This is a genomic window from Mycoplasmopsis agassizii (assembly GCF_002272945.1).
GTDB lineage: Bacteria > Bacillota_I > Bacilli_A > Mycoplasmatales > Metamycoplasmataceae > Mycoplasmopsis_B > Mycoplasmopsis_B agassizii.
Genome location: NZ_NQMN01000001.1, coordinates 437813 through 461428, shown reverse-complemented (window position 1 = coordinate 461428; position 23616 = coordinate 437813). Strand labels below are relative to the sequence as shown.

Here is a 23616-nt window from a genome sequence, read left to right as displayed (position 1 = left end):
AGTAGCAATTGCTACTATTAAATTAATTGCAATTTGTAAAGGAAATAAGTGAATAGATTTTATTGTTTATACGCCCCTAAATCAGCCCCATATTCATGGGTTTTAAAAGAGGTCAAAAGCTCGGCAATCGGTCACTTTCAATCACGTCTTGATGCCATAGATTATTTTATTGAAAACTATGGTCAAACAGATGCGATGATTTGATTCCACAATGTTCAAGAAATCTTTGAAGGAAATTTAAAAGTTGAAGAAGATCCTAGTGGAGATTTTAAAAAGAACAAACACTATTTAACGATTTCAAAATTTTCTCGTGAAAGTGCAAGTGAATTAGAATTAAAAATCAAAAAAGTTCATAAAGAATTTTATATTGATTTAAAAACTAAATATCGCATTTTACCTGATGATAGAAAAAATTGAGAAGGTACTCAAGAGTACATTCTAGAAATGAAAAAGACTCGTGAAAAACAGTCTGAAGCTAAAAAAGACAGAAAAATTCCTAAGAACTATAATGATGGTTTAATGGACATGCCTTTATTTTATGCACAGCAAACTACTTCTCAAAATAGTGATCAAAAAGAAGAAATCAAAGTCGATGAAGTTGAAGAATTAAACTTAGCAAAAATAGTAGAACAAAAAGCTGCTATTCAAGAAGCTGAAGAAGTAATTACCAAATCTGACTTTGATGAAACTTTGAAAAAAATGAAAGCAGAATCAGAACGACTTGACAATGCCGAAAAAGTTGAAGTTGATTTATCTAAAGAATATTTGGAAGAATATAAAGAATTAGAACAACGCTTTCATGAAGAACATAATCAACTTGAACTAGAAAAAAATGCACGTTTAGCAGAATTAAATAGGCAACTAGAATTGCTGCAAAAAGAAAATGCTGAACTAGAAGCTAAATCTAAAGAGTCTGAAAAAACATATGAATCAGAAGATAATTATGAAACAATTCAGAAAGAACTTGAGGCTTTAGAAGAAGAATCAAGGGCAAGATTAAAAGCTAAAGAAGAAGCTGCAAGAGCACTTTATGAACAACAAGTCAAAGAGTATGAAGAAGCTTCTAAAGAGTATCAAGCTGAACAAAGTTATATTGATTCTCAATTTCAAGAAATGCAAAATTTTTATGAACAACAAATTGAAGAATCACGTAAATTTTATGAAGCACAAATTCATGAACGTGAAGAACAACTAATTAAAGAACGTGATCAAATTATTAGTGAACACCAAAAAAATCTTTTCTTAGAATATCAAAAACGTCTTGACCATGAAGCTGAAACTAATAAGCAATTATTAAATGAATTATTAGCACAGCAGCGAGATGAATTATTAAGCGAGCAAGAAAAAACTTTAAAACGTGTTAGCGAAAAAGTTATTTCTGAGCAAAGCGAATTCATCGCTAAAATGAGCGATAGCCAACGTCAAGAATACCAAAAATTACTTGAAGAGCAAAAAGCTTCTTACGAGCATGAAATTGCTGAAAGAGTAAAATTACTAGGTGAAAGACAACGTCAAGAATTTGAAGTTTTATTAGCTGAAAGTGATCGACTGTTTGAAGAATCACAACGTAAGTTACATAAATCAAATGCTGAATATACACAGTTATTGGCTAATCAAGCAGGTTGATATGAAGCTCAATTAGTTGCTATGGAAGATGCTTATAGTGCCCAATTAACGATGGCACTGGAAAATGTACAAACTAATCAAACTTATGAATTAGTTAGTCAGCAACAACAAAGTGAATATAACTTTTACAACTTCCAAGCGCAAATGCAAGCACAGATGCAGGCTAATTACCAAGCATATCAAGTTGAACTAGAACATATGAATCAAGCATTCAATGAACAACGTGCTCAGTGAGAGTATCAATTATGACAAGAGCGCAATAGTTGATTGCAAGAACAAGATTTTCTACGTCAAAGTATATTTGAATATCAACTTGCTTTAGAACGTGAAAGACATCAATTTGAAATTGAACGCAATAACTGATTTCAAGAGCAATTTATCGCTCAAAATCAGCACTTGCAACAAGTTAATCACTTACCAATAAGTGATTCAAAATCTAGAAATTCAAATTCAAAAGCATCGAAGATTTTGCATAATAATCATTTCAATAATGAAATTGAAAGGCAAAAACAAGATCGCACAGTTAATATCGATTTTGATGAATTACAAAATCAAGTAAAAAATCATCACGAAAATTTAACAAATACTGCTTCTCTACATTATAATACTGTTCAAACTTACATAAATGATAATGTTACTACAGCAGAAATAAATCTAAACCAACAGGAGAGAGAAAAAACAATGTCATCAAAAGGTAATCAAAATCAGCACAATCGTGCTAATCAGCAAAATAAAAATATTAACAACCAGAACCCAAACGTTCAGCAACCTAATAATTTTGCTAATCAATATAACACAGGGCAATTTGTTCCACAAAGACCAGTTAACCCTTATCTAACTCAACAATTTAACAGAAATGTTAATCCACAACAACCTCAACCAACACCTCAAGGACCAGTAGCGCCACAGCGCCCTGTTAATCCTTATGTAACAGGACAGTTTGTTCCACAACAACAACCTCAACGTCCAGTTAATCCTTATGTAACAGGTCAATTTGTTCCTCAAAGACCACTTAACCCATACGTTACACAAAGTTTTCAACCAAGTCAAGCACCTGCTGCAAACCAACAATATAATGTTGCACAACAACAAATCGCAACTCAACAACTTGCTGCTCAACGTGCTTTAAAATCACAATTTGATCAAACATTAGAAATTCTTCACGATGAAGAAGAGCAAATTAAAGAATTAAAACGTCAAGAATTACTTGAACGTGCTCGTCGTTTAAGTGAAATCAAAGATATTGATAAAGAAGTTCACGCACAACGTCAACTAAGAATTCAAAAGCAACTTCGTGCTACAAAAGCACTTCAAGAAGAAGAAGAAAGAATTTACAACACACGTAAATTACAAATTAAAGAGCAAGAAATTCGTGTTAAAGAATTAATTACTGCCGAAATTGAAGCATCAACAAAAAGAGCTGAAGATTTCAAACGTGTTAAAGAAGCTCTAGATAAATCAATTTCTGAAAAAGATAAAGAAATTGAAAAAGACGATGAAAAATTATCAAACGTAATTAGAATCGTTGAAAGTGATGTTAAAGTTGTTTCAAACACTGAAGTTGTTAAAGAAACTGTAAATGAAGTTAAAACTGAAACAGTTTCAAGTGCATCTTCATCATCAGTTGTAACTGAAAAAGTTGAAGAACCAGCAGCTGCTACAGTTCCTTCTTTATTTGAAGAAACTCTAGATGAAATTCCTTCATCAGATACTTCATACAAAATTAAAAGTAAAGATGTAGTTCACGATGTACAAGAAGACATTTTCGTACCTGCAAACTTAGAAGAAGAAGCAGATTCTCCTGAGTGAGTTACAGTTGAAAATGCTGTTGAACCTAAAACTAAAAAAAGTGGTGAAGTAATCGGTAAAAAATGATGAGGTATCCTTGGTGGTGCTATCGGGATTGCCGTTATCTTAGTTATTGTTCTAGTTTTAGTACTAGTTAAAGTTATCTAATAACCAAATTTATAAACCTAAAATCAAGGTCAAAAAACCTTGATTTTTTTATGCTTTTTTAACGAGTTTAAGAGACTAATTTGCTATACATGTACACGTTTTTGAGGTTATTTAGCCTTAAAGCATCTTCAGGCAATTTTCTTGCTTTTAAGTCTATTCAGGAAAAATTTTTTTAATAAAAATAACTAATTTAAAAAAATGTGGTAATATTGAAAATACAACAGGCTTTGAAGTGCAAGGTTGTTGATACATCAACCACCGTTGTTCATGATTATCAAGTTTTTGCATGGAGCCAGTTCAAATAAGAACAAAAGGAGCAACAATGAGTAAAATAGCTGTTAAATTGAGAAGTTTTGAACATCAATTAGTTGATCAAGCAACTAAAAAAGTTATTATCTTAGCAGATAAAAACAATGTTAAATTCTCAGGACCTGTACCACTTCCAACCAAACGAGAAGTATTTACAATTTTACGTTCAGTTCACGTTAACAAGAAATCACGTGAGCAATTCGAAAGAAGAACATTTAAAAGATTATTCATCTTTGAAAATGTTGACAAAAAGTTCATCGAATTACTGAACCACTTAGAAATGCCTGCTGGTGTTTCACTAGAATTAAAAGTTAAATAAATTTTTAAAAATTTAAATTTTGAAAAGAGGAAAAATGAAAGGAATCTTAGGACGCAAAGTTGGTATGACACAAATTTTCAGTGACCATGGAGCATCAATTCCAGTTACTGTTATTGAAGTTACACCAAATGTTGTTACAAAAGTTTTAACACAAGAGTCTAATGGTTACAAAGCAGTGCAACTATCTGCTTTTGACAAAAAAGAATCTCGTCAAAATCGACCTGAACAAGGTCATTTCAAAAAAGCAAATACAACACCTAAGCGCTTCGTAAAAGAAATTCGCAATATGGAAGGATTTAATCTTGGAGATCAAGTTGATGCTTCAATCTTCCATGTTGGTCAATTAGTAGATGCTACTGGTATCTCAAAAGGTAAAGGATTTGCTGGGTCAATTAAAAGACATAACCAAAAAATCGGACCTCGTTCACATGGTGGTGGGGGAGGATCTCAACCAGTTCGTCAAGTTGGATCTTTAGGAGTTGTTACAGATAACAAAGTTCGTAAAGGTAAAACCATGCCTGGACATTTAGGACACGTACAAAGAACTGTACAAAACCTAGAAATTGTTTTAGTTGATGTTACAAACAATTTATTATTAGTAAAAGGATCAATTCCTGGTGCTAAAAAATCATTCGTTTTAATTAAAGAAGCAGTTAAAGGATTACCTGACCATCAACCAGTTAAACTAGTTGATTTAGTAATTCAAGCAAAATTAAATGACTTATTCGAGCGTGCTCGTAAATTCGGTCATTTAAGTGTTAACGCTGACATGGATGTTAACGAAATTGAAAAATTAGTAGTTGAAGCTGAAAAACAAGCAGAAGCTTCACATAAAAAAGATGGAGAGTAATCATGGCTGAAGAGAAAAAAGTTAAAACTACTAAAACAACAGCAGCTAAAGCAGATAAACCTGCTACAAAAAGTGCTCCTAAAAAAGCAGCAGCAAAACCTGCTAGTGAAACTAAAAAACCTGCAGTTAAAAAAGCTACTACTAAAACAACATCTGCTTCAAAAAATGATACAAGTACATCAAAAGTAAAAATTACAAAGTCTTCAAAAGCACCAAAAGTTAAAGAAGAAAACGTAGTTTTAGCAACTAAAACTGAATCAGGTGCTTTAAACGTAAGTACAAAAACTAACGAAACTAAAAAAGCAATTCAAGAACCTTTAAAAGCAACTGCAAAGTCAAAATTAAATTCAACTATTTGATCAGTTGAGAAAAAATATGACCAAGCAATTTTTGATACCATCATGAGTGAACGTGCATCAAGACGTCAAGGTACTCACCATACTAAAACTCGTGAAGAAGTTTCAGGAACAGGTAAAAAACCATTCCGTCAAAAGGGAACTGGTAATGCTCGTCAAGGTACTCTAAGAGCTCCACAAATGGTAGGTGGGGGGATTGCTTGAGGACCAAGAAATACCCGTAACTACAAATTAAAAGTTAATAAATCAACACGCCGTCATGCTTTAAATGCTGCTCTAGCATATGCATCAGAGCGTGAAGCAGTTGTAATTGAAAATTTAAAAATGGCAACCATTTCAACTAAATCTTTAATTACTAAACTAAAAGAATTTAATGCAGATAAATTAAGAAGAGTTTTAATTGTTTCAGATGATGAAAACTTATTCTTAAGTGCACGTAATTTAAGAAACGTTAAAATTACAAAAGTTACTTCATTATTAGTTGAAGATTTAATCGCTTTAGATGCACTATTTATTAGTGAAGACGATATCAAAGTCTTAGAAAGTCTGGTGGGATAATGCTTGTTAATGAAATTATCAAAGCGCCAATTTTAACTGAAAAATCTTACTCATTAATGGAGCAAAGAGTTTACACTTTTAAAATTGATAACCGTGCAAATAAGATTGAAATTGCAAAGGCTGTTGAATTTATTTTTAATGTTGAAGTTGAAAAAGTAAATTTAATGAAAGTAGCGAGAAAACCTAAAAAGGTTGGACGTTTCAGTGGATTTACTTCTTCATATAAAAAAGCCTATGTAACCTTAAAAGAAGGTCACGTAATTAACTTCTTCCCAGAAGAAGCAAAAGACGACAAAAAAGCTAAAAAAGCAAAAGTCGTTAAAGAAGATGTTGTCGATAAAGACAAAGCTGATCAGGCTCAAGCAAAAGCAGCTGCAAAATTAGCAGCTAAAACTTCAAAAACTGCTACGGTTAAAAAACCGATTAAAAAAGCACGTGAAGGTAAATAATACTTAGTAGAAAAACTAGCCAAATATTATTAAGTAGAAAGGATTTTACATGGCAATTCGTAAGTTAAAACCTACGACTAACGGACAACGTCACATGACCATTTTAGATTACAAGGCTAATCTATCAGGTCACGCTCCTGAAAAATCTTTAATGGTTTTATTAAAGAAGAATTCAGGACGTAATAACCGTGGTGTAATTACCGTTAGACATCAAGCTGGGCGTAATAAAAGATATTACCGTCTGATTGACTTTAAGCGTAATAAAGACAACATTCCAGCAACAATTAAAACGATTGAATACGATCCTAATCGTTCAGCAAATATCTCATTAGCAGTTTATGCAGATGGTGAAAAACGCTACATTCTAACTCCAAAAAATTTAAAAGTTGGAGACAAAATTATTTCAGGAGAAAATGTTGACATCATCGTTGGAAACACACTTCCAATGCGTAACATTCCTGAAGGTACTGAAATTCATAACATTGAAATGCAACCAGGAGGTGGTGCTGTAATGGCACGTTCAGCTGGTTCATACGCACAGATTTTAGGAAATTCTGAAGATGGAAAATACACCATTTTAAGATTAAAATCAGGTGAAGTTAGAAGAGTTCTAAGTTCATGTCGTGCAACAATCGGTGTTGTCGGTAATGAAGAACACAGTTTAGTAAGTGTTGGAAAAGCCGGAAGAATGCGTAAAATGGGTACTCGCCCAACAGTGCGTGGTTCAGCAATGAACCCAGTAGATCACCCTCATGGTGGTGGTGAAGGTAAGCAACCAATTGGTCGTAAAGCACCACTTACTCCTTGAGGTAAAAAAGCTCTTGGTGTAAAAACAAGAAGTACAAAGAAAAATAGCAATAAGTTAATTATTCGCCGTAGAAAGGATAGTAAATAATGGGTCGTTCACTTAAAAAAGGTCCTTTTGCTGATGATCATCTACTTAAAAAAGTAGAAGAAGCAAACAAAAGCAATTCTAAAAAACCAATTAAAACTTGATCACGCCGCTCTACTATCTTTCCACATTTTGTTAACTTAACTTTTCAAGTACATAACGGTAAAGAATTTATTAGTGTTTTTGTAACAGATGACATGGTAGGTCATAAACTAGGTGAATTTGCACCTACAAGATACTACAACGGTCACGGTGAAGACAAAGGGAAGAAAAAATAATGGAAGCATACGCAAAATTATTAACTACAAGAATTAGTAGTCAAAAAGCTAATTTAGTGGCTGATTTATTCAGAACAAAAAGAGTTAGCGAAGCTATCGTGATCTTACAAAATACTAATAAAAAAGCAGCACCGTTATTCTTAAAATTAGTAAATTCAGCAGTTGCTAATGCTGTTAATAACCACGGTTTAGATGCATCAAAACTAGTGGTTTCAAACGTTATGGTCAACCAAGGACCAACTTTAAAACGTTTTCAACCACATTCACAAGGTCGTGCTACAAGAATTTTAAAAAGAACAAGTCATTTGGCAGTGACTGTAAAGGAAATATAATCTATGGGACAAAAGACAAATCCAAATGGTTTCCGTTATGGAATTACTAAAAACCGTAATTCCATTTGACACGTTGACAAAAAAGATTTTGCAGATTTATTAATCGAAGATCAAAAAATTTACCAATTTTTTGACAAATTAGTACGCCAATACCAAATTGCTAAAGTGGAAATTAAACGTAACAAAGAAAAAGTTAACGTTTTAGTTCATACTGCTAAAAAAGGTGCAATGTTAGGACAAGATGCATCAAACATTGCCACAATTACAACCAACTTACAAAAAGCACTGCGCAAGAAAAATTATCCAATCAAAATTGATCTAATCAATTTAGATGATGCTAATTTATCAGCTAGATTATTAGCAGAACAAATTGCTATCGATTTAGAAAATCGTCGCCCATTCCGTATTGCACAAAAATTTGCAATCCGTAATGCTTTAAAAGCAGGTGCTAAAGGAATTAAAACTTCAGTTAGTGGACGTTTAAACGGAGTCGACATGGCTCGTACAGAAGGTTATGCTGAAGGTTTAATGAAATTACATACACTACGCCAAAATGTTGATTATGCAACAGCAACAGCTAGAACTACCTATGGTGCAATTGGTGTAAAAGTTTGAATCTCATTAGGAGATATCTACGAAGAAGGTAAACATGCTACAACCAAAGAGAACTAAACACCGTAAAGTTTTCCGTATTCGTCACGATAAACGTGATGCGCAAAGAGGAAACAAAGTAAGTTTTGGTAGTTTTGGACTACAAGCTGTAACTTCTGCTTGAATTGATGCTCGTCAAATCGAATCAGCTCGTATTGCTGCAACTAGAAGAATGGGTCGTGAAGGACAAGTTTTTATTAGAATTTTCCCCCACTTTTCAAAAACTTCTAAACCAATTGGAGTACGTATGGGTTCAGGAAAAGGTAGTCCTGATAAATGAATCGCTGTCGTGCAAAGACAAACAGTAATGTTTGAAGTTAAAGGTGTTAGTGAAGAAATTGCTCGTGATGCCTTAAGACTTGCAGGTCATAAATTACCTGTTAAGTGAAAAATTATTACAGCAGAAACAACAAGTGAGGTGGCATAATGAAATTTAAAGAAATGTCAAAAAAATCACGTGCAGAAATTAAGCAATTATTAACTGATGTACGTGCTGAATTATTTACATTAAGATTTCAAAATCGCACAGGTCAACTAGATAAAACTCACAAAATTAAAGAGTTACGCCGTGAAGTGGCAAAATTATTAACTGTATTACAAATGACAGAAAACGAAGGAGAAAACTAATGCAAAGAAGTTCACGTAAATCATTAGAAGGTAAAGTGACTCGTGCTTTTGCTCCTGAAGTAAATCGTAAAACTATTACAGTTACAGTTGACACTTATAAAAAACACCCCCTATATTCAAAACGTTTCAAAAGTAGTAAAAAATTTCAAGTTCATGATGAACTAAATATCGCTCGTGAAGGTGATTTCGTACAAATCATGGAAACTCGTCCTTTATCAGCAACTAAACGTTATCGTTTAGTAAAAATCCTTGATTCAGCAAAGGTTGGTGAATAATGTTATTAGAATTATCACGTGCCAAAGTTGCTGACAATTCAGGTGCTAAAGAAGTTGGAATCATCCGTAATTTAGGGGGTTCTCGTAAAAAAACTTCAAATATCGGTGACATTGTGGTTTGTTCAGTTAAAAAGGCAACACCTAATGGAATCGTTAAAAAAGGTCAAGTTGTTAAAGCAGTTATTGTAAGAACTAAATACGGAATTAAACGTGATTCAGGTACACACATTCGCTTTGATGACAATGCAGTTGTAATTATCAAAGAAGATAAAACACCAAGAGGAACTCGTGTTTTTGGACCAGTTGCTCGTGAATTAAAAGATAAAGGCTACGCTAAAATCGTTTCTTTAGCTAGTGAAGTGTTATAGGAGTAATAATGAACGTTAAAACTAAATTAAGAAAAAACGACGATGTCATTGTTATTGCTGGTGCATACAAAGGTCAAAGAGGACAAATTTTAAATTTATTCCCTAAAACCAACAAAGCAACTGTTAAAGGTGTTAATGTTGTAACAAAACATAAAAAACCTACCCAACAAGACCAAAAAGGTGGAATTGATACTTTTGAAGCACCAATTCACTTATCAAATTTAGCGCTTGCTTTAAATAAAGGTAAAAACGCAAATAACCAAACTACTAAATTGCGTATTGATGTACGTAATGATGGTAAAAAAGTAATACGTACACGTATTGCTAAAAAATCAGGAAAGGCAGTTTAATCTATGAGTTTATTAAAAACACGTTATGAAAAAGATGTCAAAGCTGCTCTTTTGAAAAAATTCAATTATAAATCTGTAATGCAAATCCCTAGAATTGAAAAAGTTGTTTTAAATATGACTGCAGGACGTGATGTTAATGACACTAAAAGTGTTGATGCAGTTATTGATGAACTAGCTTTAATTGCTAATCAAAGACCTGCATATACAGTTGCTAAAAAATCACTAGCTTCATTTAAATTACGTGAAGGAATGAGAATGGGTGGTAAAGTTACACTACGTCGTGATCAAATGTGAGATTTTCTAGATAAATTAGTAACTGTAGCAATTCCAAGGATTCGTGATTTTCGCGGGTTAAACACTAAAGCCTTTGATAATTCAGGAAACTATTCATTAGGAATTAGTGAACACTTAATTTTCCCAGAAATTGAATTTGATAAAATTAAAAAAATTCGTGGTTTAGATGTCATTATCGTGACAAGCGCTAAGACAAGTGAAGAATCATTAGAATTATTAAAAGCAATTGGTTTACCATTTGCTAAAGGAGCAAATTAATGGCACGTACAGCGTTAAAAGAAAAAACTAAACGCCATGCAAAATTCTCAACAAGAAAATACACTCGTTGTGAATTATGTGGTCGTCCACACGCAGTTTTAAGAAAATTTAAAATCTGCCGTATTTGTTTCCGTAATTTAGCTCACGAAGGTAAAATTCCTGGCGTGAAGAAAGCGAGTTGATAAAAAATGGCATTCATCATTGACCCAATAGCAGATATGTTAACTCGCATTAAAAATGCTGTTAAACGTAAACATAAAAATGTGGCTTTTCCTTATTCAAATATTAAAGAGCGCATTTTAGAAATCATGGCTAAAGAAGGTTTTATCGTTGGTTATACTATCGAAGGTAACGGCGTAGAAAAAACTTTAGTTGTAGAATTAAAATACAAAGGTTCAACATCAGCAATTTTTGATCTTAAACGTGTAAGTAAACCTTCACTAAGAGTTTATGTATCAGCAAATGAAGTACCTAACGTATTAAACGGTTTTGGATTAGCAATTATTTCTACTTCAAAAGGTTTATTAACTGATAAACAAGCAAGAAAGGAGAATATCGGTGGCGAAGTAATCGCTTACATCTGATAAAAAAATATGTCAAGAGTCGGAAAGCGTATTATCACAATCCCTGCTAACGTTGAATTTAATTTAGTAAATTCAGCTTTAACAGTTAAAGGACCACTTGGTACTTTAAGCCGTGAATTTTCTCCATTAATCACAATTAAAAAAGAAGAAAATCAAGTCACAACCATCAGAGCAAACGAAGAAAAACATACAAAGCAATTACACGGTACAACTAATGCCTTAATTGCTAATATGGTTAAAGGTGTTTCTGCTGGTTATGAAAAAACTATTTTAATCGAAGGTGTTGGTTACCGTGCAATTCTAAAAGGTAATATTTTAGAAGTTGCTGCAGGTTATTCACATTTAGTTAATTTAGAAGTTCCTACTTCATTAAAAGTAGAACTACCAAAACCTACAACAGTTATTGTCAAAGGAATTGACAAACAAGTTGTTGGACAATTCGCTGCTGAATTAAGAGCAATTAGAACTGCTAATGTTTATTCAGGTAAAGGAATTCGCTACTCAGATGAAGTAGTTAGAAGAAAAGAAGGGAAAAAAGCTTCTAAATAGAAGTAGTTAAGATATGGCAAATTTATCTCGTAACGAACAACGTTTGAAAAAACATTTAAAAATTAGAAGTCACATCAAAGGGACAGCAGAACGTCCTCGTGTTAGTGTTTTCCGTTCTCACCGTAATTTTTCAGTGCAAATTATTGATGATACTAAAGGTTTAACTTTAGTTTCATTATCAACTGCTAAAAAAGGTGACACAACTTACCATGGCAACATTAGTGCAGCAACTGAACTTGCTAAAAACATTGCTCCATTAATGAAAAAAGCAAACATTGACAAAGTTGTTTTTGACCGTTCAGGTTATTTATATCATGGACGTGTTAAAGCTTTTGCAGAACAGCTAAGAGCAGAAGGGATTAGTTTCTAATGGCTGAAAATAATAAAGAAACAACAGTTCCATCAGGCGTAACTGTTAAAAAAGAGCAAAATAACGCTCCTAAAAAACGTGCTCAACCACTAATTCGTGGAACACGTGATTTATCAGCAAAAAGTGTTGCTGTCAAGCAACAAGGTCGCTCACCTAAGAAAATTCCAGGTCAAGCAGCTACTTCAGATACAGTAGAATTTGAAGAATCAAAACTACGTAACCGCAATTCAAAACGCCCTAATAACCGTAATAATAAAAACCGTGAAGACAAATTAGTTTCAGAATTTGAAGAACGTGTTTTAGATATTGCTCGTGTAACAACTGTTGTTAAAGGGGGAAGACGTTTTAGTTTTTCAGCCTATGTAGTAATTGGAAATCGTAAAGGAAAAGTTGGTTTTGGACATGGAAAAGCTAACGAAGTACCTGATGCGATTAAAAAAGCAGTACGTAATGCGCAAACTCATTTAATTACTGTTCCAATTATTGATAAACATACTATCGCTCACGATGTTACTGGTAAATATTTATCATCACGTGTTTTATTAAAACCAGCTCCTAAGGGAAAAGGTATTATTGCTTCAGGAACTGTTCGTACAGTGACTGAACTAGCAGGATATAGCGATATTTATTCAAAAAGTTATGGTTCAAGAACCAAAATGAACACAGCCAAAGCAACTATTAAAGCATTAGAAAAAATGCGTACAGTAGAGCAAATTGCTGAATTAAGAGATGTTAGTGTGGAAGCACTAAAATCAAAAGTAGCCTAAGGAGCACGAGATGAAATTAAGTGAATTAAAAGCAAACCCTGGCTCACGTAAAGAAAAACATCGCGTAGGTCGTGGTCATGCTGCTGGTAAAGGTAAACAAGCTGGAAAAGGGCAATCAGGTCAAGCTAAAAGATCAGGCACAAAAGCAGGATTTGAAGGGGGACAAAACCCATGATTCAGAAGATTACCAAAACGTGGATTTAATAATGTAAACCACGTTGAATACCAAGTAGTCAACTTAGGTGTTTTAAATGAGCGCTTTGAAAATAAGACAGTGATTGACATTGAATTATTAGTAAAAGAGCGTTTAGCAAATCGTACACTACCTGTTAAATTATTAAATAAAGGTAGTCTAGAAAAATCATTTACTATTAAAGTAAATGCTGCATCAGAAGCAGCTAAAGAAGCTGTGAAAAAAGCAGGCGGAAGCGTCGAGGTTATTTAATTGTGAAAGGATTACGAAGAATTTTCGAATCCTTTTCGTTATTTTTAGCCAATAAAACTTTCAACCTGCGTCACGCTTTGATTGCTTTTTGAAGCGATAAAGTAATTACTAAAAAAGTTATTTACACAGTTACACTATTAATTATTTTTGTGATCGCAGGAACTATTACAGCTCCATTTGTGCGCTTAAATAATGCTAATAATATTGATTCAATTCCCTTTTTTAGTATCTTAAACTTAGTTGGTGGTGGTGGTTTAAGACAATTTTCATTAATGGCTCTAGGGATTAACCCTTTCATTACAGCCAGTTTAATTATGACTATTTTACAATCAAGGCTTTTTCCACCGATCCATAGGCTTTCACGCTCAGGTCCAGTTGGAAGGCGAAAAATCAACATCATCACTAGAGTTTTAACGCTGCTTGTGGCTTACCCTCAAGCGATTGTGTTAACCCAAACTTTATCTAGAAATAACGGTATTATTACTTTTATTGAAGGTCAAGGAACAATTTTAAATATTTATTTCATTCTACCTTTTATTTTAATAGCAGGTGCAATGGTAGCTGTTTTTATTGGTGAGCAAATTACTGAAAAAGGTGTGGGTAACGGAACCAGTTTATTAATTTTTACAGGAATTGCTGCTTCTTTACCAACTCAGTTTCAAAACGCTTTTAACACTCTAGTAGGAACAAATGGCGCAACTTATTTCACAGGCGCATTAAACTTCATAATTTATTTACTAGGATATTTAATTCTTTTATTCATTATGACAATTGTGCAACTCGGCGAGCGTAAGATCCCAATTCAATCAACAGGTGCAGGGCTTAGCCGCAACCTTGAAGAAATGGGAGCGCTGCCAATTAAGGTTAATCCTGCAGGAATTATGCCCGTCATCTTCGCTAATATTGTGCTATCAATACCACAATTAATTGCTGGTTTACTAGATCCTAATACTAGCGTGGTGCGTAATTGAATTGAAACCAATTTCACTTTTACAAGTGCAATTGGCCTATCAGTTTTATTAGTTTTAACTTTTATTTTCAGTATCTTTATGGGTCTGCAACAATCAAAAATCGATCGCATTAGCGAAGATTTTCAAAAAAACGGTACCTTTATTCCAGGGCTTAAACCAGGAGAAGAAACTGAAGATTATCTAATCGATGTTGTGCTTCGTTTATCGTTATTTTCAGCTTTTTATTTAGTTGTAATAGTGGGAATGCAGCACGTTATGATTATCGCAGGCGTGCCTCAACAAGTTGCTTTTGGAGGAACTGGAATGATCATTTTAGTTTCAGTTTCACTAGAAACTTGAGATCAAATTTCTGCAAGAAGAAAAACAACTAACTTAGCAAAATCTAAAAAATTAAGTAAGAATTCACAAAATTCTAAAAACAAAGAAAGTGGTCTATTATGATAAAGAAATTTATTATCTTTGGTCCTCCAGGTATTGGTAAAGGGACACTAGCTTCGCAAGCTGCTAGCAAATATAATTTAGAACACGTTTCGACAGGAAATATTTTCCGTGAAGAAATTGCTAAAAAAACTCCTTTAGGAATTAAGTTAAAAGAAATTGTTGATAACGGTCTTTATGTTAGTGATGAAATCACCAACGAGATCGTTAAAAATAAATTAGCAGAACTTGAAAGTCAAAACCGTGGTTTCATTTTAGATGGCTATCCACGAACAAAACACCAACTAGATTATTTATTTTCATTATATGATTATGCAGACTTTAGTGCGTGAATTTTAGAAGCAGATGATGCGATAATTTTAAAAAGATTAAGTGGTCGTCGCTTTTGTTTAACATGTAAAGCAACCTATCATATTGATACCAAAAAGAGCCAAAATGGGGACTTTTGTGAAAATGATAATCAAAAATTAATTCAACGAGCTGATGATGAACCTAAAGCTGTCAGCAAACGTTTAGAAGTGTATCACGAGCAAACAGCACTTTTAAAATCTCAGTTGATTTCTCTAAAAATTGCTAAAATAATTAATGCTGAAGGAACTCCTGAAGCTGTTTTAAAAGAGTTAGAGAAAGTAGAAGATTTTGGCTAATAAGAAAAAATCATCTATGATTAAAACAACTCAAGAAATCAAAATCTTGAGTGAAGCTGCTCAACTCCTGGCAGATGTCAAACAAATTGTTTACGATGCCGTAAGACCAGGTGTTTCGATAAAAGATTTGGATACAATTGCTTTTATTGAAATAAAAAAACGAGGCGCAACACCTAATTTTCTAAATTATTTTGGCTTTCCAGCCAGCATTTGCGCAAGTTTAAATGAGGAATTGATCCATGGCATTCCCGATGATCGCATTCTTAAAGAAGGTGATTTAATCTCAATAGATATGGGATTGCTTTATCAGAATTATCATGTAGATTCAGCTTTTACTAAAGGCGTTGGTCAAGCACATAATTCTGAAAACGAATTTTTAATTAAAGTCGCTAAAGATGCTTTTGAAGCGGGCTTACAAGCGATCAAAAAAGATGCTACATTTGCCGATATTGGTCGTGCAATTCATCAGGTTATTAGAGCAAATAACTGTTTTACTCCTGAAAATTATTCAGGCCATGGAATTGGTAAACAATTACATGAAAGACCTAACGTTGCTAACTTTGATGATTTACATAATCCTGATCGCAATTTAAAAATTGCTAACAACATGGTCATTTGTATTGAACCGATGATCTTACAAGGTTCAAAGCAAACTTTTACTAAAAAAGATGGCTGAACAGTGGTAGCAAAAAGTGGCTTAAAAGCTTCTCATTATGAGCATACAATTTTAATTAAAGATTATAAACCAATAATTTTAACGAAGGGGATTTAATGTCTGAAAAAGCAATGAAGTTTAAAGCACGTGTTGAAAAAGTGCATAACTCAGATATTTGTACTGTACGTATTTTAGATAACAACATGCTAATTCAAGGGTATATCTCAGGTAAAATGCGTAACTACAGAATTCGCATTTTACCAGGAGATATTGTTGATATTGAAATCAACCCTGTAGATTTAACAAAAGGGCGTATAACATATCGCCACAAAGAAGAAAAGAGTCAAAATGAAAGTTAGACCGTCAGTTAAAAGAATGTGTAAAGACTGTAAAATTATTAAACGTAAAGGGATTATCAGAGTTATTTGTATAATTCCCAAACATAAACAAAGACAAGGATAATCTATGGCACGTATTTTAAATATTGAGATTCCTAATGATAAAAGAGTAGTTGTTTCACTTACTTACATCTATGGAATCGGACCTAGTTTAGCATCTGAAATCATTAAAAAAGCAAACGCTTATTTAAAAGCCCACAAAATGGAAAAACTTGCTTTTACTGAAGATGCAAGAGTTAAAAGCCTAAGCGAAGAGCAATTACAAGCAATTCGTGAGGTTGCAAAAGAATATAAAACCGAAGGTGATTTACGCCGTGAAACTCAATTAAACATTAAACGTTTAATGGAAATTAAATCATATCGTGGAATCCGTCACCGTCGTGGTTTACCTGTAAGAGGACAAGTCACTCAAAAAAATGCTCGTACTCGTAAAGGACCAAGAAAAACCGTTGCTGGAAAGAAAGGTAAATAGAAAATGGCTGCACGTAAACATGATGCTCCTAAAAGAGCAAAACGCAAAAACATTGCTGTGGGTATTGCACATATTCACAGTTCACACCAAAATACTATTGTTACTTTCACAGATGAAAAAGGGAATGTAATTTCTTGATCATCATCAGGAGCAATTGGTTATAAAGGTACCAAGAAAAAAACAGCTTATGCAGCAGGTTTAGCTGCACAAGCAGCTGCTGAAAAAGCTAAAGAACACGGAATTAGCGAAGTTGATGTTAAAGTCAAAGGTATCGGTCAAGGACGTGATGCTGCTCGTAAGCAAATCGAAGTTAGTGGAATTAGTGTTAAAAACATTTATGATTTAACCCCACAAGCTCACAATGGAACAAGACCTCCAAAAAGAGTTTTAAAACGTGAAAAGGCAAGGTAATAAATTATGAGAGCAATGCCACAAATTTATTATTCAGAAGACAAAGCACGCAAGGTAAGTGACACAAACACAGTTTTTGTTATTAAACCTTTAGAAAGAGGTTTTGCTTCTACAATTGGAACTGCAATTAGAAGAACTATGTTATCTACTATTACAAGTGCTGCTCCTTTTGCAATTAAAATTAAAGGTTTAGAACATGAAATGGCAACTATTAAAGGTGTTGTTGAAGATGTGCAAAGCATTATTTTAAATGTTCGTGCCGTTAATTTTATTTATGATCCAACTGTAATTGAAGATGGTAAATTTTACCGTGGAAACATCAACGTTAGCGGTCGAGTTGTTAAAGCATCTGACATTACTTTTGATTTACCAATTAAAGTTTTTAACAGTGAACAAGTAATTGCAACTTTAAGTACAGATACTTCATTCCAAATGGAAATTTTCATTATGTCAGGTAGAGGTTTTGTTGATTTTGAAACAAACAAAATGTTTATCGAAGAACATGAAGATAAACTTGTTTCAAACATTAAAAAAGGTAAAACAATTGCTGTTGATAGTAATTTTTCACCTGTTAAAAGAGTAAAAATCAACACAAGTGAAATCAACACTTCATCAGTGCATATTGAAGAGCAACTTGAAATTGAACTAGAAACTAATGGTACAGTTTCAGGTAAAGAAATTATGTCAACTGCTTGTGAAATTTTAATTTCACATTTCCAAGTAATTGGAAATATTGATAACCTAGATAAAATTAATATTTTTGAAGAAAAATCAAATTCTACAGTTGGACCTAATAACAGTGCTAATAAAGATATTAAGGACTTGAATTTATCAGTTCGTTCACTTAATGCATTGCAACGCCATGGTTATTCTAAGTTGAGTGACATTGCCACTTTAACTGAAGATGATTTAGCATCAGTTAAAAACCTTGGTAAAAAATCAGTTGATGAAATTCTTGCACTATTAAAAGAATACAATATAAGTTTAAGTAAAGGAGATAAATAATGGCTAATCCAACACAACTGTTTCGCCGTAATACTAAGTGAAGAACATCAATGATGCGTTCACTAGCAACTGACGTTTTAGTATATGGAAAAATTGAAACAAATTTAACCCGTGCTAAAGAGTTAAGAAAATGAGTTGATCGTTTAATTACTTTCTCAAAAGATAATACTTTAGCATCACGCCGTCGTGCTGCTAGTATCTTAAGAGATGTTTACACTAAAGATAATGTTCCAGTTCTAAAGTACTTATTTGATACTCTAGGACCAAAATATAAAGACCGTAATGGTGGTTATACAAGAATTATTAAAATTGCTCCCCGTTTAGGTGACAACACCAAAATGGCAGTAATTGAATTAGTTTAATTATCAATGCCTATTAACTAAGTAACTCGGAAATTATTCGAGTTATTTTTTTATCTATTAAAATATATAATAATATAATTTAATTACGAAATAGGTGAATAATGTCAAAAGAAATTAAAAATACAACTTTTATTACTAATGAAGAAGACTTTAAATTAGTTTTTAAAGAGCAAGTTAAAGAGAATGATTATCTTGTTTTAGATGCTAAAATGGTCAAAAAAATGCTTGGAAATTTTCTTGATTTTAAGCACAATAACACTATCAATTCTGATGCTAAAAAACAGACTATTAATGACATCATAAATTTACTAAAAACCCCTAAATTAGGGCTTTTTGATACTAATTTGACAAGTAATAATAGTTATGAAAACTGCTCTCATAATCATCCAAATTTAGAAGTTTTATTGAAAGCTTTTGAACTTGAAAAAGAGCAAATAATTAACACTGGTATTGAACGTGGAATTGGTAATTTTAAAAGAGAACATGAAAAGAATTTGTTTAAATTACAACAAGAATATAACCAGTACAAAACAATGTCTGAAGCAAGACTAAAACAGCGAGAAGCTGAACTTGAACAAGCAAATAATCTTGCATCATTAGAATTTGAAAAAAAATTAAAAAAAGAAAAAGAAAGTCTAAACGATAAATTCTGAATCAAAAAGAAAAACCAAGACAAGTAATTTGTTAATCTTTTAACTCATTTATTTTAATTTTTTAATCAATTTAGAGACTAATTTGAAATATAATGACCATAATGAAAATTAGAAAATCAAAAGTAATTTTACCCTTCATTGCAACAATAGCGACTACTTCAATTTTGGCAGTTGCTATTTCATGTAATAACAATGGTAGGTCTGATAGTGAAGAAGTTAGAAAAGCAAGATTAGAAACTGTTAATCAAAGTTTAGAACTTGCAACAACAGTTGTTAATTCAGTTAGTGATTTAAAACTCGCAAATAATGTTGATGCTCTTCGCTTAAGAAATCAGCTTTTAACTTTACCAGCAAGCACAAGAATGTTTTTAGCGCTTTTTGATGAAGAATCAAAAACAAAACTAGAACCAGCTTTTAAAAATGTTACATTCAACGGAATAGAATCTGCTAATCAGGTGGAAATTTTAAAAGAAGACAATAGTTCTATTAAATTTACTTTTTCACTTAAAGGTCAATACCTAGGTGAATCAGCAACAACATCTGCAAGTTTGACTTTAGATAATTTAACTCCTTATACAAGCAATGAAACAATTAAAAATAAACAACTTTCAGAAATTAGTCAAAGGTTTACTAATTTAGAATTTAGTGCTAAAAATCGTATTGCTACTGTTGAATTTATAAAGGAAGTAAATAGCGTATTAATCATTAATAAAGTTGTTTTTTCTGAATTTTTAGATACTCAAGATAAACAGAGATTTTTAGATAATATAGGTGATGCAAAAATTTCCTTAATTAATTCAATGACTGTCAATAAGCAAAATTCAAGCCTACTTGATGTATCATTAATAATTGATTTACAAGGTGCTTCTCACAGTCAAGAAATTAATTTTAAAATATCTAATTTGATCACTGAAGAAGAATTTTTAAAAAATCAAGCAATCAATGTTTTAACTAAAATAGAAGAAAATTTAAATCAGCATGATTATGTTGTCAATGATTCTCAACTTACTAGAGAAGCCTTTAAAACTGCTTTAGAAAAACAATTTTCAAAGCAAATACTAGAATCATATTTAGAAACAACCTCTATTAAAAATTTAAATACTAATCTTTCAAATGCCATCATAGGTTCACTAGTAAGTGCAACACTTTCAACTACAGATAATAAAGTTGTGACCTTAAAATTCAACCTAACAACTACTTATGAATCAAAAGATTACACAAAAGAAATTCTGGTTAATATTTCAGGTTTTAAATGGTAGTGTGCACCTGCGGGTGAACTACCTTTTTTTAGTTCCGTTGTTGATGCTTTAGAAAGTGAATGCAGTCGAGTTAAAAAAAACCTCTCACCTTGCGATGAGAGGTATGGAACAGGCTGTAAAAGAATTGCACAATCATTATACATCAAAAACACTGCAAAAAACAGTAAATGAGAAAATAAAAAATTCTCCTTACAACTATCAAGCAAAAATCAGAATGTTATACCTTGCTGCATGATTATATGAATCATTTGTCAAAGGTAAACAAATTAGCAAAGGGAATGTACATGCAATACATAGCAAAAAATTTTTCAAACTATTAGGTAGCGAGTACCTATCAATCATGGATGCTTTAATCAGTTTAAAACTTCTAACAAGAAGCAAAACCTACAAAGTTCAACATCACTCAAAGTTTTACACATTTGATCAAATTTGATATGAACCCGAAACAGTTGATATTGACTTTTGAAGAGTGAAAAACTTCAAGATGAAGAAAATACATTTTAGAGCACCCGTTGAAGAATTTTTAACTAACTTTGTAACAGTCGGAAAAATCATTGTTGATTGAAAAATTTTACTAACAGAAATTAACAAAAAATTTAAACATGGAAAATTTAAATCGATCGATAATTTTATTGAAGTAGCTAAAGCAAAATCAGAGACTGCAACTAACTACAACCTGCATGCATGAATTTTGCAAGAACTGCAAAAACTAGATAATCAAGACAAAATTACAATCAAAAAAGCAAAGAGTGAATCACAAAGAATTTTCAACTTATTTTGCTCAATGCCTAAATCATTTCGTAAAGCAATTAGCTTTAATGGTTCTCAACTTTTAGAAGTTGATCTTAAAAGTTCACAAGTGACTTTCGTGATCAATGAATTTATTAATGAAGTATCTGATGATGATCACGAAGCTCAAAAGGAAATCAAGGAATTAAGTCAAATGCTTAATGAAGGTGATTTTTACGAGAACTTATTAAGTGCTGGAAAAGCAGAAGATTTTGAAAGCTTTCAAAATCTTACTCGTGCACAAGTCAAATACTTATTTATAGCTAATGGTTTATATGCACATCGCATGCATAGTTGAAATGCTGTTATGCGACTTATTAAATCTAGATGGTCAAAATTTTACAGGTTCTTATCAAGGAGTAAAAAGATCTATGGTGCAAGCAGGTTTGCAATCAAAATGCAAAATGCTGAAGCCGAGATTATTAATCAAGTTGCTAGCGAATTTAATCTAGTCTCAATTTATGATAGTGTCGTAGTTAGACAAAACGATCCTTCGAAACTAAAACAGGTTATAAATCGTTTTACAGATTTAATGAATCAAAAACTGCACCCTATGCTTCGGAAAGGGGGTGGTTATTTAAGTATTAAATAATTAGGAAAAATGCACTTTTAAAGCAAAAAAATTAACCCTGATTAGTAAGGGATTAATTAAACATTCAAATCGTATGAAAACAATATATGGTATATCAATTGGTTATTATTGTTGTTGTGTGTGTGTTGTGTTGTTTGTATTATTAATGTATTTGTTTAAAAAAAAAAAAAAAAGAAGGAGTTGGTTTATTTGAAATCAGAAGAATTTGTTCTATTCAAAAAAAGTTATGTTCATCACAAAGATAAAGATAAATTTTTATTTCATAAAGCAGGTAAAAAAATACTTTATCTAATTCGTGATGAAGCACTGGTTAATTATGAAGCTAATGTTGATGAGCAAAATTCTGATCTTGATTTTGTTTCACAAATATCAAAAGGTAAAAAAACTAATTCTGGTTTATTCAAATTAGTAACTAACGACTTTGGAATAACAACAAGCAAAGAAATACAACCTGATGAAGCAATTAGCAATGTCAAATTGCTTAATGACAAACAATTCATCTGAGAAGGAGTCATTTCATTATCAAATGAAATGGCTAACAAGTATAAATTTGGAAAGCAAAGTGATTTTGCAAAACTGATAAATACTTACATTCCGCCTTACTTAAAAGCTAACAACTTCAAAATTGATGATCTGCATTTTTATTTTGTTGTACATGCTAATACGAAAAACCCTCATAGTCATATTTACTTTTTTGAAAAGCAAGCTAACTATTTAGCAGATCATGAAAAAGTAAATTATCGTGGTAAAGGTGCTTTCAAAAAAAGCAGTATTAACGATTTTAAAAAATTCACAACTGAATATATCAAAAACAAAAATGCTTTACAAGAGCTACGACTTAAACGTGAAAGTTTATGAGATAGCAAAAGTGCATTTAAACAATTATTAAAAAAATTCTCTCATGGTTATAGTGAAGTGTTATTAGTCAATGACTTATTAGCTGCATATAAAAGCGGCAAAAAAACTTTTGCTGCAATTGGTAATAAATTGCAAACAAGGCTGATTGATTATTTTGAAACAAAATATTCAAGCGATGCAAATTTAAAAGCAAACTATGACAAATGAAAAGATGCAATTCAAGAACTTAAAACAAGTCAACTAGGTAAAAAAGTTGCAGCTAAAGAAGTCAAAGAACTTAGACAATTTATCGGCAACAAAATGTATTCAGATATCATGCACTCGTTTTTTGAATCTAAAAAATTGCAAAAAAGCATTAATGATCAGAAGTTCAACGACAAGCTTAAAAAGTCTTCACTTCTAGATTCATTAAAAAATTTAAACACCTATATGGACAAATATAGTTGAGATAAAAAAATTAAAGCATTGCAAACATATCATGCAATGATGAAAGGAAATTCTTATGAAGAAAGATAAAAATCAAACTCAAGCTAAATCAATTTTTGACACAATTCCTGAAGTGAAAAAAGTTGAATCTAAAAAAGATGCAGCTTATTTAAAAAATCTTCTTAACAAACAAGTTAAAGAAATCAAAGAGTAATTT

General features: G+C 32.1%; 35 protein-coding genes. All 35 read left to right on the top strand.

The genetic code is table 4. The features are described from left to right. The first annotated feature begins 48 nt into the window (after positions 1-48). The 35 genes from CJF60_RS01825 (at position 49) to CJF60_RS05225 (ending at position 23613) form a co-directional block, all read left to right on the top strand. Entirely contained in the window at positions 49-3582 is a 3534-nt protein-coding gene (locus CJF60_RS01825) for a hypothetical protein (RefSeq protein WP_084232408.1), read from the top strand. A gap of 322 nt (positions 3583-3904) precedes the next feature. Further along, on the top strand, positions 3905-4210 hold the full coding sequence (rpsJ, locus tag CJF60_RS01820; RefSeq protein WP_084232407.1) for a 30S ribosomal protein S10: 306 nt from the start codon (positions 3905-3907) through the stop codon (positions 4208-4210). A gap of 34 nt (positions 4211-4244) precedes the next feature. Next, on the top strand, positions 4245-5060 hold the full coding sequence (gene rplC, locus CJF60_RS01815) for a 50S ribosomal protein L3 (RefSeq protein WP_084232406.1): 816 nt from the start codon (positions 4245-4247) through the stop codon (positions 5058-5060). A gap of 2 nt (positions 5061-5062) precedes the next feature. Then, positions 5063-5974, top strand: a complete 912-nt coding sequence (gene rplD, locus CJF60_RS05275) for a 50S ribosomal protein L4 (RefSeq protein WP_200807540.1) — start codon at positions 5063-5065, stop codon at positions 5972-5974. Then, positions 5974-6423 carry a 50S ribosomal protein L23 gene (gene rplW, locus CJF60_RS01805; protein WP_084232405.1) on the top strand — a complete coding sequence of 150 codons (450 nt, stop codon included), beginning with the start codon at positions 5974-5976 and terminating at the stop codon, positions 6421-6423. The genes rplD and rplW overlap by 1 nt, the downstream gene beginning before the upstream one ends. Before the next feature lie 49 nt (positions 6424-6472). Next, the gene (rplB, locus tag CJF60_RS01800; RefSeq protein ID WP_084232404.1) at positions 6473-7318 is read left to right on the top strand and encodes a 50S ribosomal protein L2; all 846 of its coding nucleotides are present in this window, start codon (positions 6473-6475) and stop codon (positions 7316-7318) included. Then, entirely contained in the window at positions 7318-7593 is a 276-nt protein-coding gene (rpsS, locus tag CJF60_RS01795) for a 30S ribosomal protein S19 (RefSeq protein ID WP_084232403.1), read from the top strand. Before rplB ends, rpsS begins: the two co-directional genes overlap by 1 nt. Continuing rightward, positions 7593-7925 carry a 50S ribosomal protein L22 gene (gene rplV, locus CJF60_RS01790; protein ID WP_084232402.1) on the top strand — a complete coding sequence of 111 codons (333 nt, stop codon included), beginning with the start codon at positions 7593-7595 and terminating at the stop codon, positions 7923-7925. Before rpsS ends, rplV begins: the two co-directional genes overlap by 1 nt. A gap of 3 nt (positions 7926-7928) precedes the next feature. Then, entirely contained in the window at positions 7929-8597 is a 669-nt protein-coding gene (rpsC, locus tag CJF60_RS01785; RefSeq protein ID WP_095279122.1) for a 30S ribosomal protein S3, read from the top strand. Continuing rightward, the gene (gene rplP, locus CJF60_RS01780) at positions 8575-9003 is read left to right on the top strand and encodes a 50S ribosomal protein L16 (RefSeq protein WP_084232400.1); all 429 of its coding nucleotides are present in this window, start codon (positions 8575-8577) and stop codon (positions 9001-9003) included. The genes rpsC and rplP overlap by 23 nt, the downstream gene beginning before the upstream one ends. Continuing rightward, on the top strand, positions 9003-9203 hold the full coding sequence (rpmC, locus tag CJF60_RS01775; protein ID WP_084232399.1) for a 50S ribosomal protein L29: 201 nt from the start codon (positions 9003-9005) through the stop codon (positions 9201-9203). The genes rplP and rpmC overlap by 1 nt, the downstream gene beginning before the upstream one ends. Continuing rightward, positions 9203-9478: a 30S ribosomal protein S17 gene (gene rpsQ, locus CJF60_RS01770; protein WP_084232398.1), complete on the top strand. Its 276-nt coding sequence runs from the start codon at positions 9203-9205 to the stop codon at positions 9476-9478. Before rpmC ends, rpsQ begins: the two co-directional genes overlap by 1 nt. Further along, positions 9478-9846, top strand: a complete 369-nt coding sequence (gene rplN / locus CJF60_RS01765) for a 50S ribosomal protein L14 (protein ID WP_084232397.1) — start codon at positions 9478-9480, stop codon at positions 9844-9846. The genes rpsQ and rplN overlap by 1 nt, the downstream gene beginning before the upstream one ends. 8 nt (positions 9847-9854) lie before the next feature. Beyond that, positions 9855-10196 (top strand): 50S ribosomal protein L24, encoded by a 342-nt coding sequence (gene rplX / locus CJF60_RS01760; protein WP_084232396.1) that lies wholly within the window; start codon positions 9855-9857, stop codon positions 10194-10196. 3 nt (positions 10197-10199) lie between these two features. Continuing rightward, complete coding sequence (rplE, locus tag CJF60_RS01755; RefSeq protein WP_084232395.1) at positions 10200-10748, top strand: 50S ribosomal protein L5; 549 nt, start codon at positions 10200-10202, stop codon at positions 10746-10748. Further along, complete coding sequence (locus CJF60_RS01750) at positions 10748-10933, top strand: type Z 30S ribosomal protein S14 (protein WP_084232394.1); 186 nt, start codon at positions 10748-10750, stop codon at positions 10931-10933. Before rplE ends, CJF60_RS01750 begins: the two co-directional genes overlap by 1 nt. Before the next feature lie 3 nt (positions 10934-10936). Beyond that, complete coding sequence (gene rpsH, locus CJF60_RS01745; RefSeq protein WP_084232393.1) at positions 10937-11335, top strand: 30S ribosomal protein S8; 399 nt, start codon at positions 10937-10939, stop codon at positions 11333-11335. A 6-nt stretch (positions 11336-11341) separates the two neighbouring features. Continuing rightward, positions 11342-11881: a 50S ribosomal protein L6 gene (gene rplF, locus CJF60_RS01740; protein ID WP_084232392.1), complete on the top strand. Its 540-nt coding sequence runs from the start codon at positions 11342-11344 to the stop codon at positions 11879-11881. Positions 11882-11894: 13 nt separating this feature from the next. After that, complete coding sequence (gene rplR, locus CJF60_RS01735) at positions 11895-12251, top strand: 50S ribosomal protein L18 (protein ID WP_084232391.1); 357 nt, start codon at positions 11895-11897, stop codon at positions 12249-12251. Then, entirely contained in the window at positions 12251-13018 is a 768-nt protein-coding gene (rpsE, locus tag CJF60_RS01730) for a 30S ribosomal protein S5 (RefSeq protein WP_084232390.1), read from the top strand. The genes rplR and rpsE overlap by 1 nt, the downstream gene beginning before the upstream one ends. 10 nt (positions 13019-13028) lie before the next feature. Continuing rightward, positions 13029-13463 carry a 50S ribosomal protein L15 gene (gene rplO, locus CJF60_RS01725; RefSeq protein WP_084232389.1) on the top strand — a complete coding sequence of 145 codons (435 nt, stop codon included), beginning with the start codon at positions 13029-13031 and terminating at the stop codon, positions 13461-13463. Continuing rightward, positions 13463-14878 (top strand): preprotein translocase subunit SecY, encoded by a 1416-nt coding sequence (gene secY, locus CJF60_RS01720; RefSeq protein WP_084232388.1) that lies wholly within the window; start codon positions 13463-13465, stop codon positions 14876-14878. The genes rplO and secY overlap by 1 nt, the downstream gene beginning before the upstream one ends. Further along, complete coding sequence (locus tag CJF60_RS01715) at positions 14872-15519, top strand: adenylate kinase family protein (protein WP_084232387.1); 648 nt, start codon at positions 14872-14874, stop codon at positions 15517-15519. The genes secY and CJF60_RS01715 overlap by 7 nt, the downstream gene beginning before the upstream one ends. A gap of 16 nt (positions 15520-15535) precedes the next feature. Then, positions 15536-16291, top strand: a complete 756-nt coding sequence (gene map / locus CJF60_RS01710; RefSeq protein WP_084232460.1) for a type I methionyl aminopeptidase — start codon at positions 15536-15538, stop codon at positions 16289-16291. Continuing rightward, a complete protein-coding gene (gene infA / locus CJF60_RS01705; RefSeq protein WP_084232386.1) occupies positions 16291-16533 on the top strand; it encodes a translation initiation factor IF-1 in 243 nt (80 codons plus the stop codon). Before map ends, infA begins: the two co-directional genes overlap by 1 nt. Beyond that, positions 16523-16636 (top strand): 50S ribosomal protein L36, encoded by a 114-nt coding sequence (rpmJ, locus tag CJF60_RS01700; protein ID WP_084232385.1) that lies wholly within the window; start codon positions 16523-16525, stop codon positions 16634-16636. The genes infA and rpmJ overlap by 11 nt, the downstream gene beginning before the upstream one ends. Positions 16637-16639: 3 nt before the next feature. Then, positions 16640-17044, top strand: coding sequence for a 30S ribosomal protein S13 (gene rpsM / locus CJF60_RS01695; protein WP_084232384.1), 405 nt, complete (start codon positions 16640-16642; stop codon positions 17042-17044). A gap of 3 nt (positions 17045-17047) precedes the next feature. Further along, positions 17048-17455 carry a 30S ribosomal protein S11 gene (rpsK, locus tag CJF60_RS01690; RefSeq protein ID WP_084232383.1) on the top strand — a complete coding sequence of 136 codons (408 nt, stop codon included), beginning with the start codon at positions 17048-17050 and terminating at the stop codon, positions 17453-17455. 6 nt (positions 17456-17461) lie between these two features. Continuing rightward, a complete protein-coding gene (locus CJF60_RS01685) occupies positions 17462-18460 on the top strand; it encodes a DNA-directed RNA polymerase subunit alpha (protein ID WP_084232382.1) in 999 nt (332 codons plus the stop codon). Further along, on the top strand, positions 18460-18822 hold the full coding sequence (gene rplQ, locus CJF60_RS01680; protein WP_084232381.1) for a 50S ribosomal protein L17: 363 nt from the start codon (positions 18460-18462) through the stop codon (positions 18820-18822). Before CJF60_RS01685 ends, rplQ begins: the two co-directional genes overlap by 1 nt. Positions 18823-18923: 101 nt before the next feature. Continuing rightward, positions 18924-19502, top strand: a complete 579-nt coding sequence (locus CJF60_RS01675) for a hypothetical protein (RefSeq protein ID WP_084232380.1) — start codon at positions 18924-18926, stop codon at positions 19500-19502. Between the two features lie 74 nt (positions 19503-19576). Beyond that, positions 19577-20734, top strand: coding sequence for a hypothetical protein (locus CJF60_RS01670; RefSeq protein WP_084232379.1), 1158 nt, complete (start codon positions 19577-19579; stop codon positions 20732-20734). 103 nt (positions 20735-20837) lie between these two features. Continuing rightward, positions 20838-22115, top strand: a complete 1278-nt coding sequence (locus CJF60_RS01665; RefSeq protein ID WP_084232865.1) for a hypothetical protein — start codon at positions 20838-20840, stop codon at positions 22113-22115. A gap of 189 nt (positions 22116-22304) precedes the next feature. Beyond that, positions 22305-23489, top strand: a complete 1185-nt coding sequence (locus CJF60_RS01660) for a hypothetical protein (protein ID WP_095279121.1) — start codon at positions 22305-22307, stop codon at positions 23487-23489. Further along, positions 23476-23613 (top strand): hypothetical protein, encoded by a 138-nt coding sequence (locus CJF60_RS05225; RefSeq protein ID WP_159444225.1) that lies wholly within the window; start codon positions 23476-23478, stop codon positions 23611-23613. Before CJF60_RS01660 ends, CJF60_RS05225 begins: the two co-directional genes overlap by 14 nt. The last annotated feature ends 3 nt before the right edge of the window (positions 23614-23616 follow it).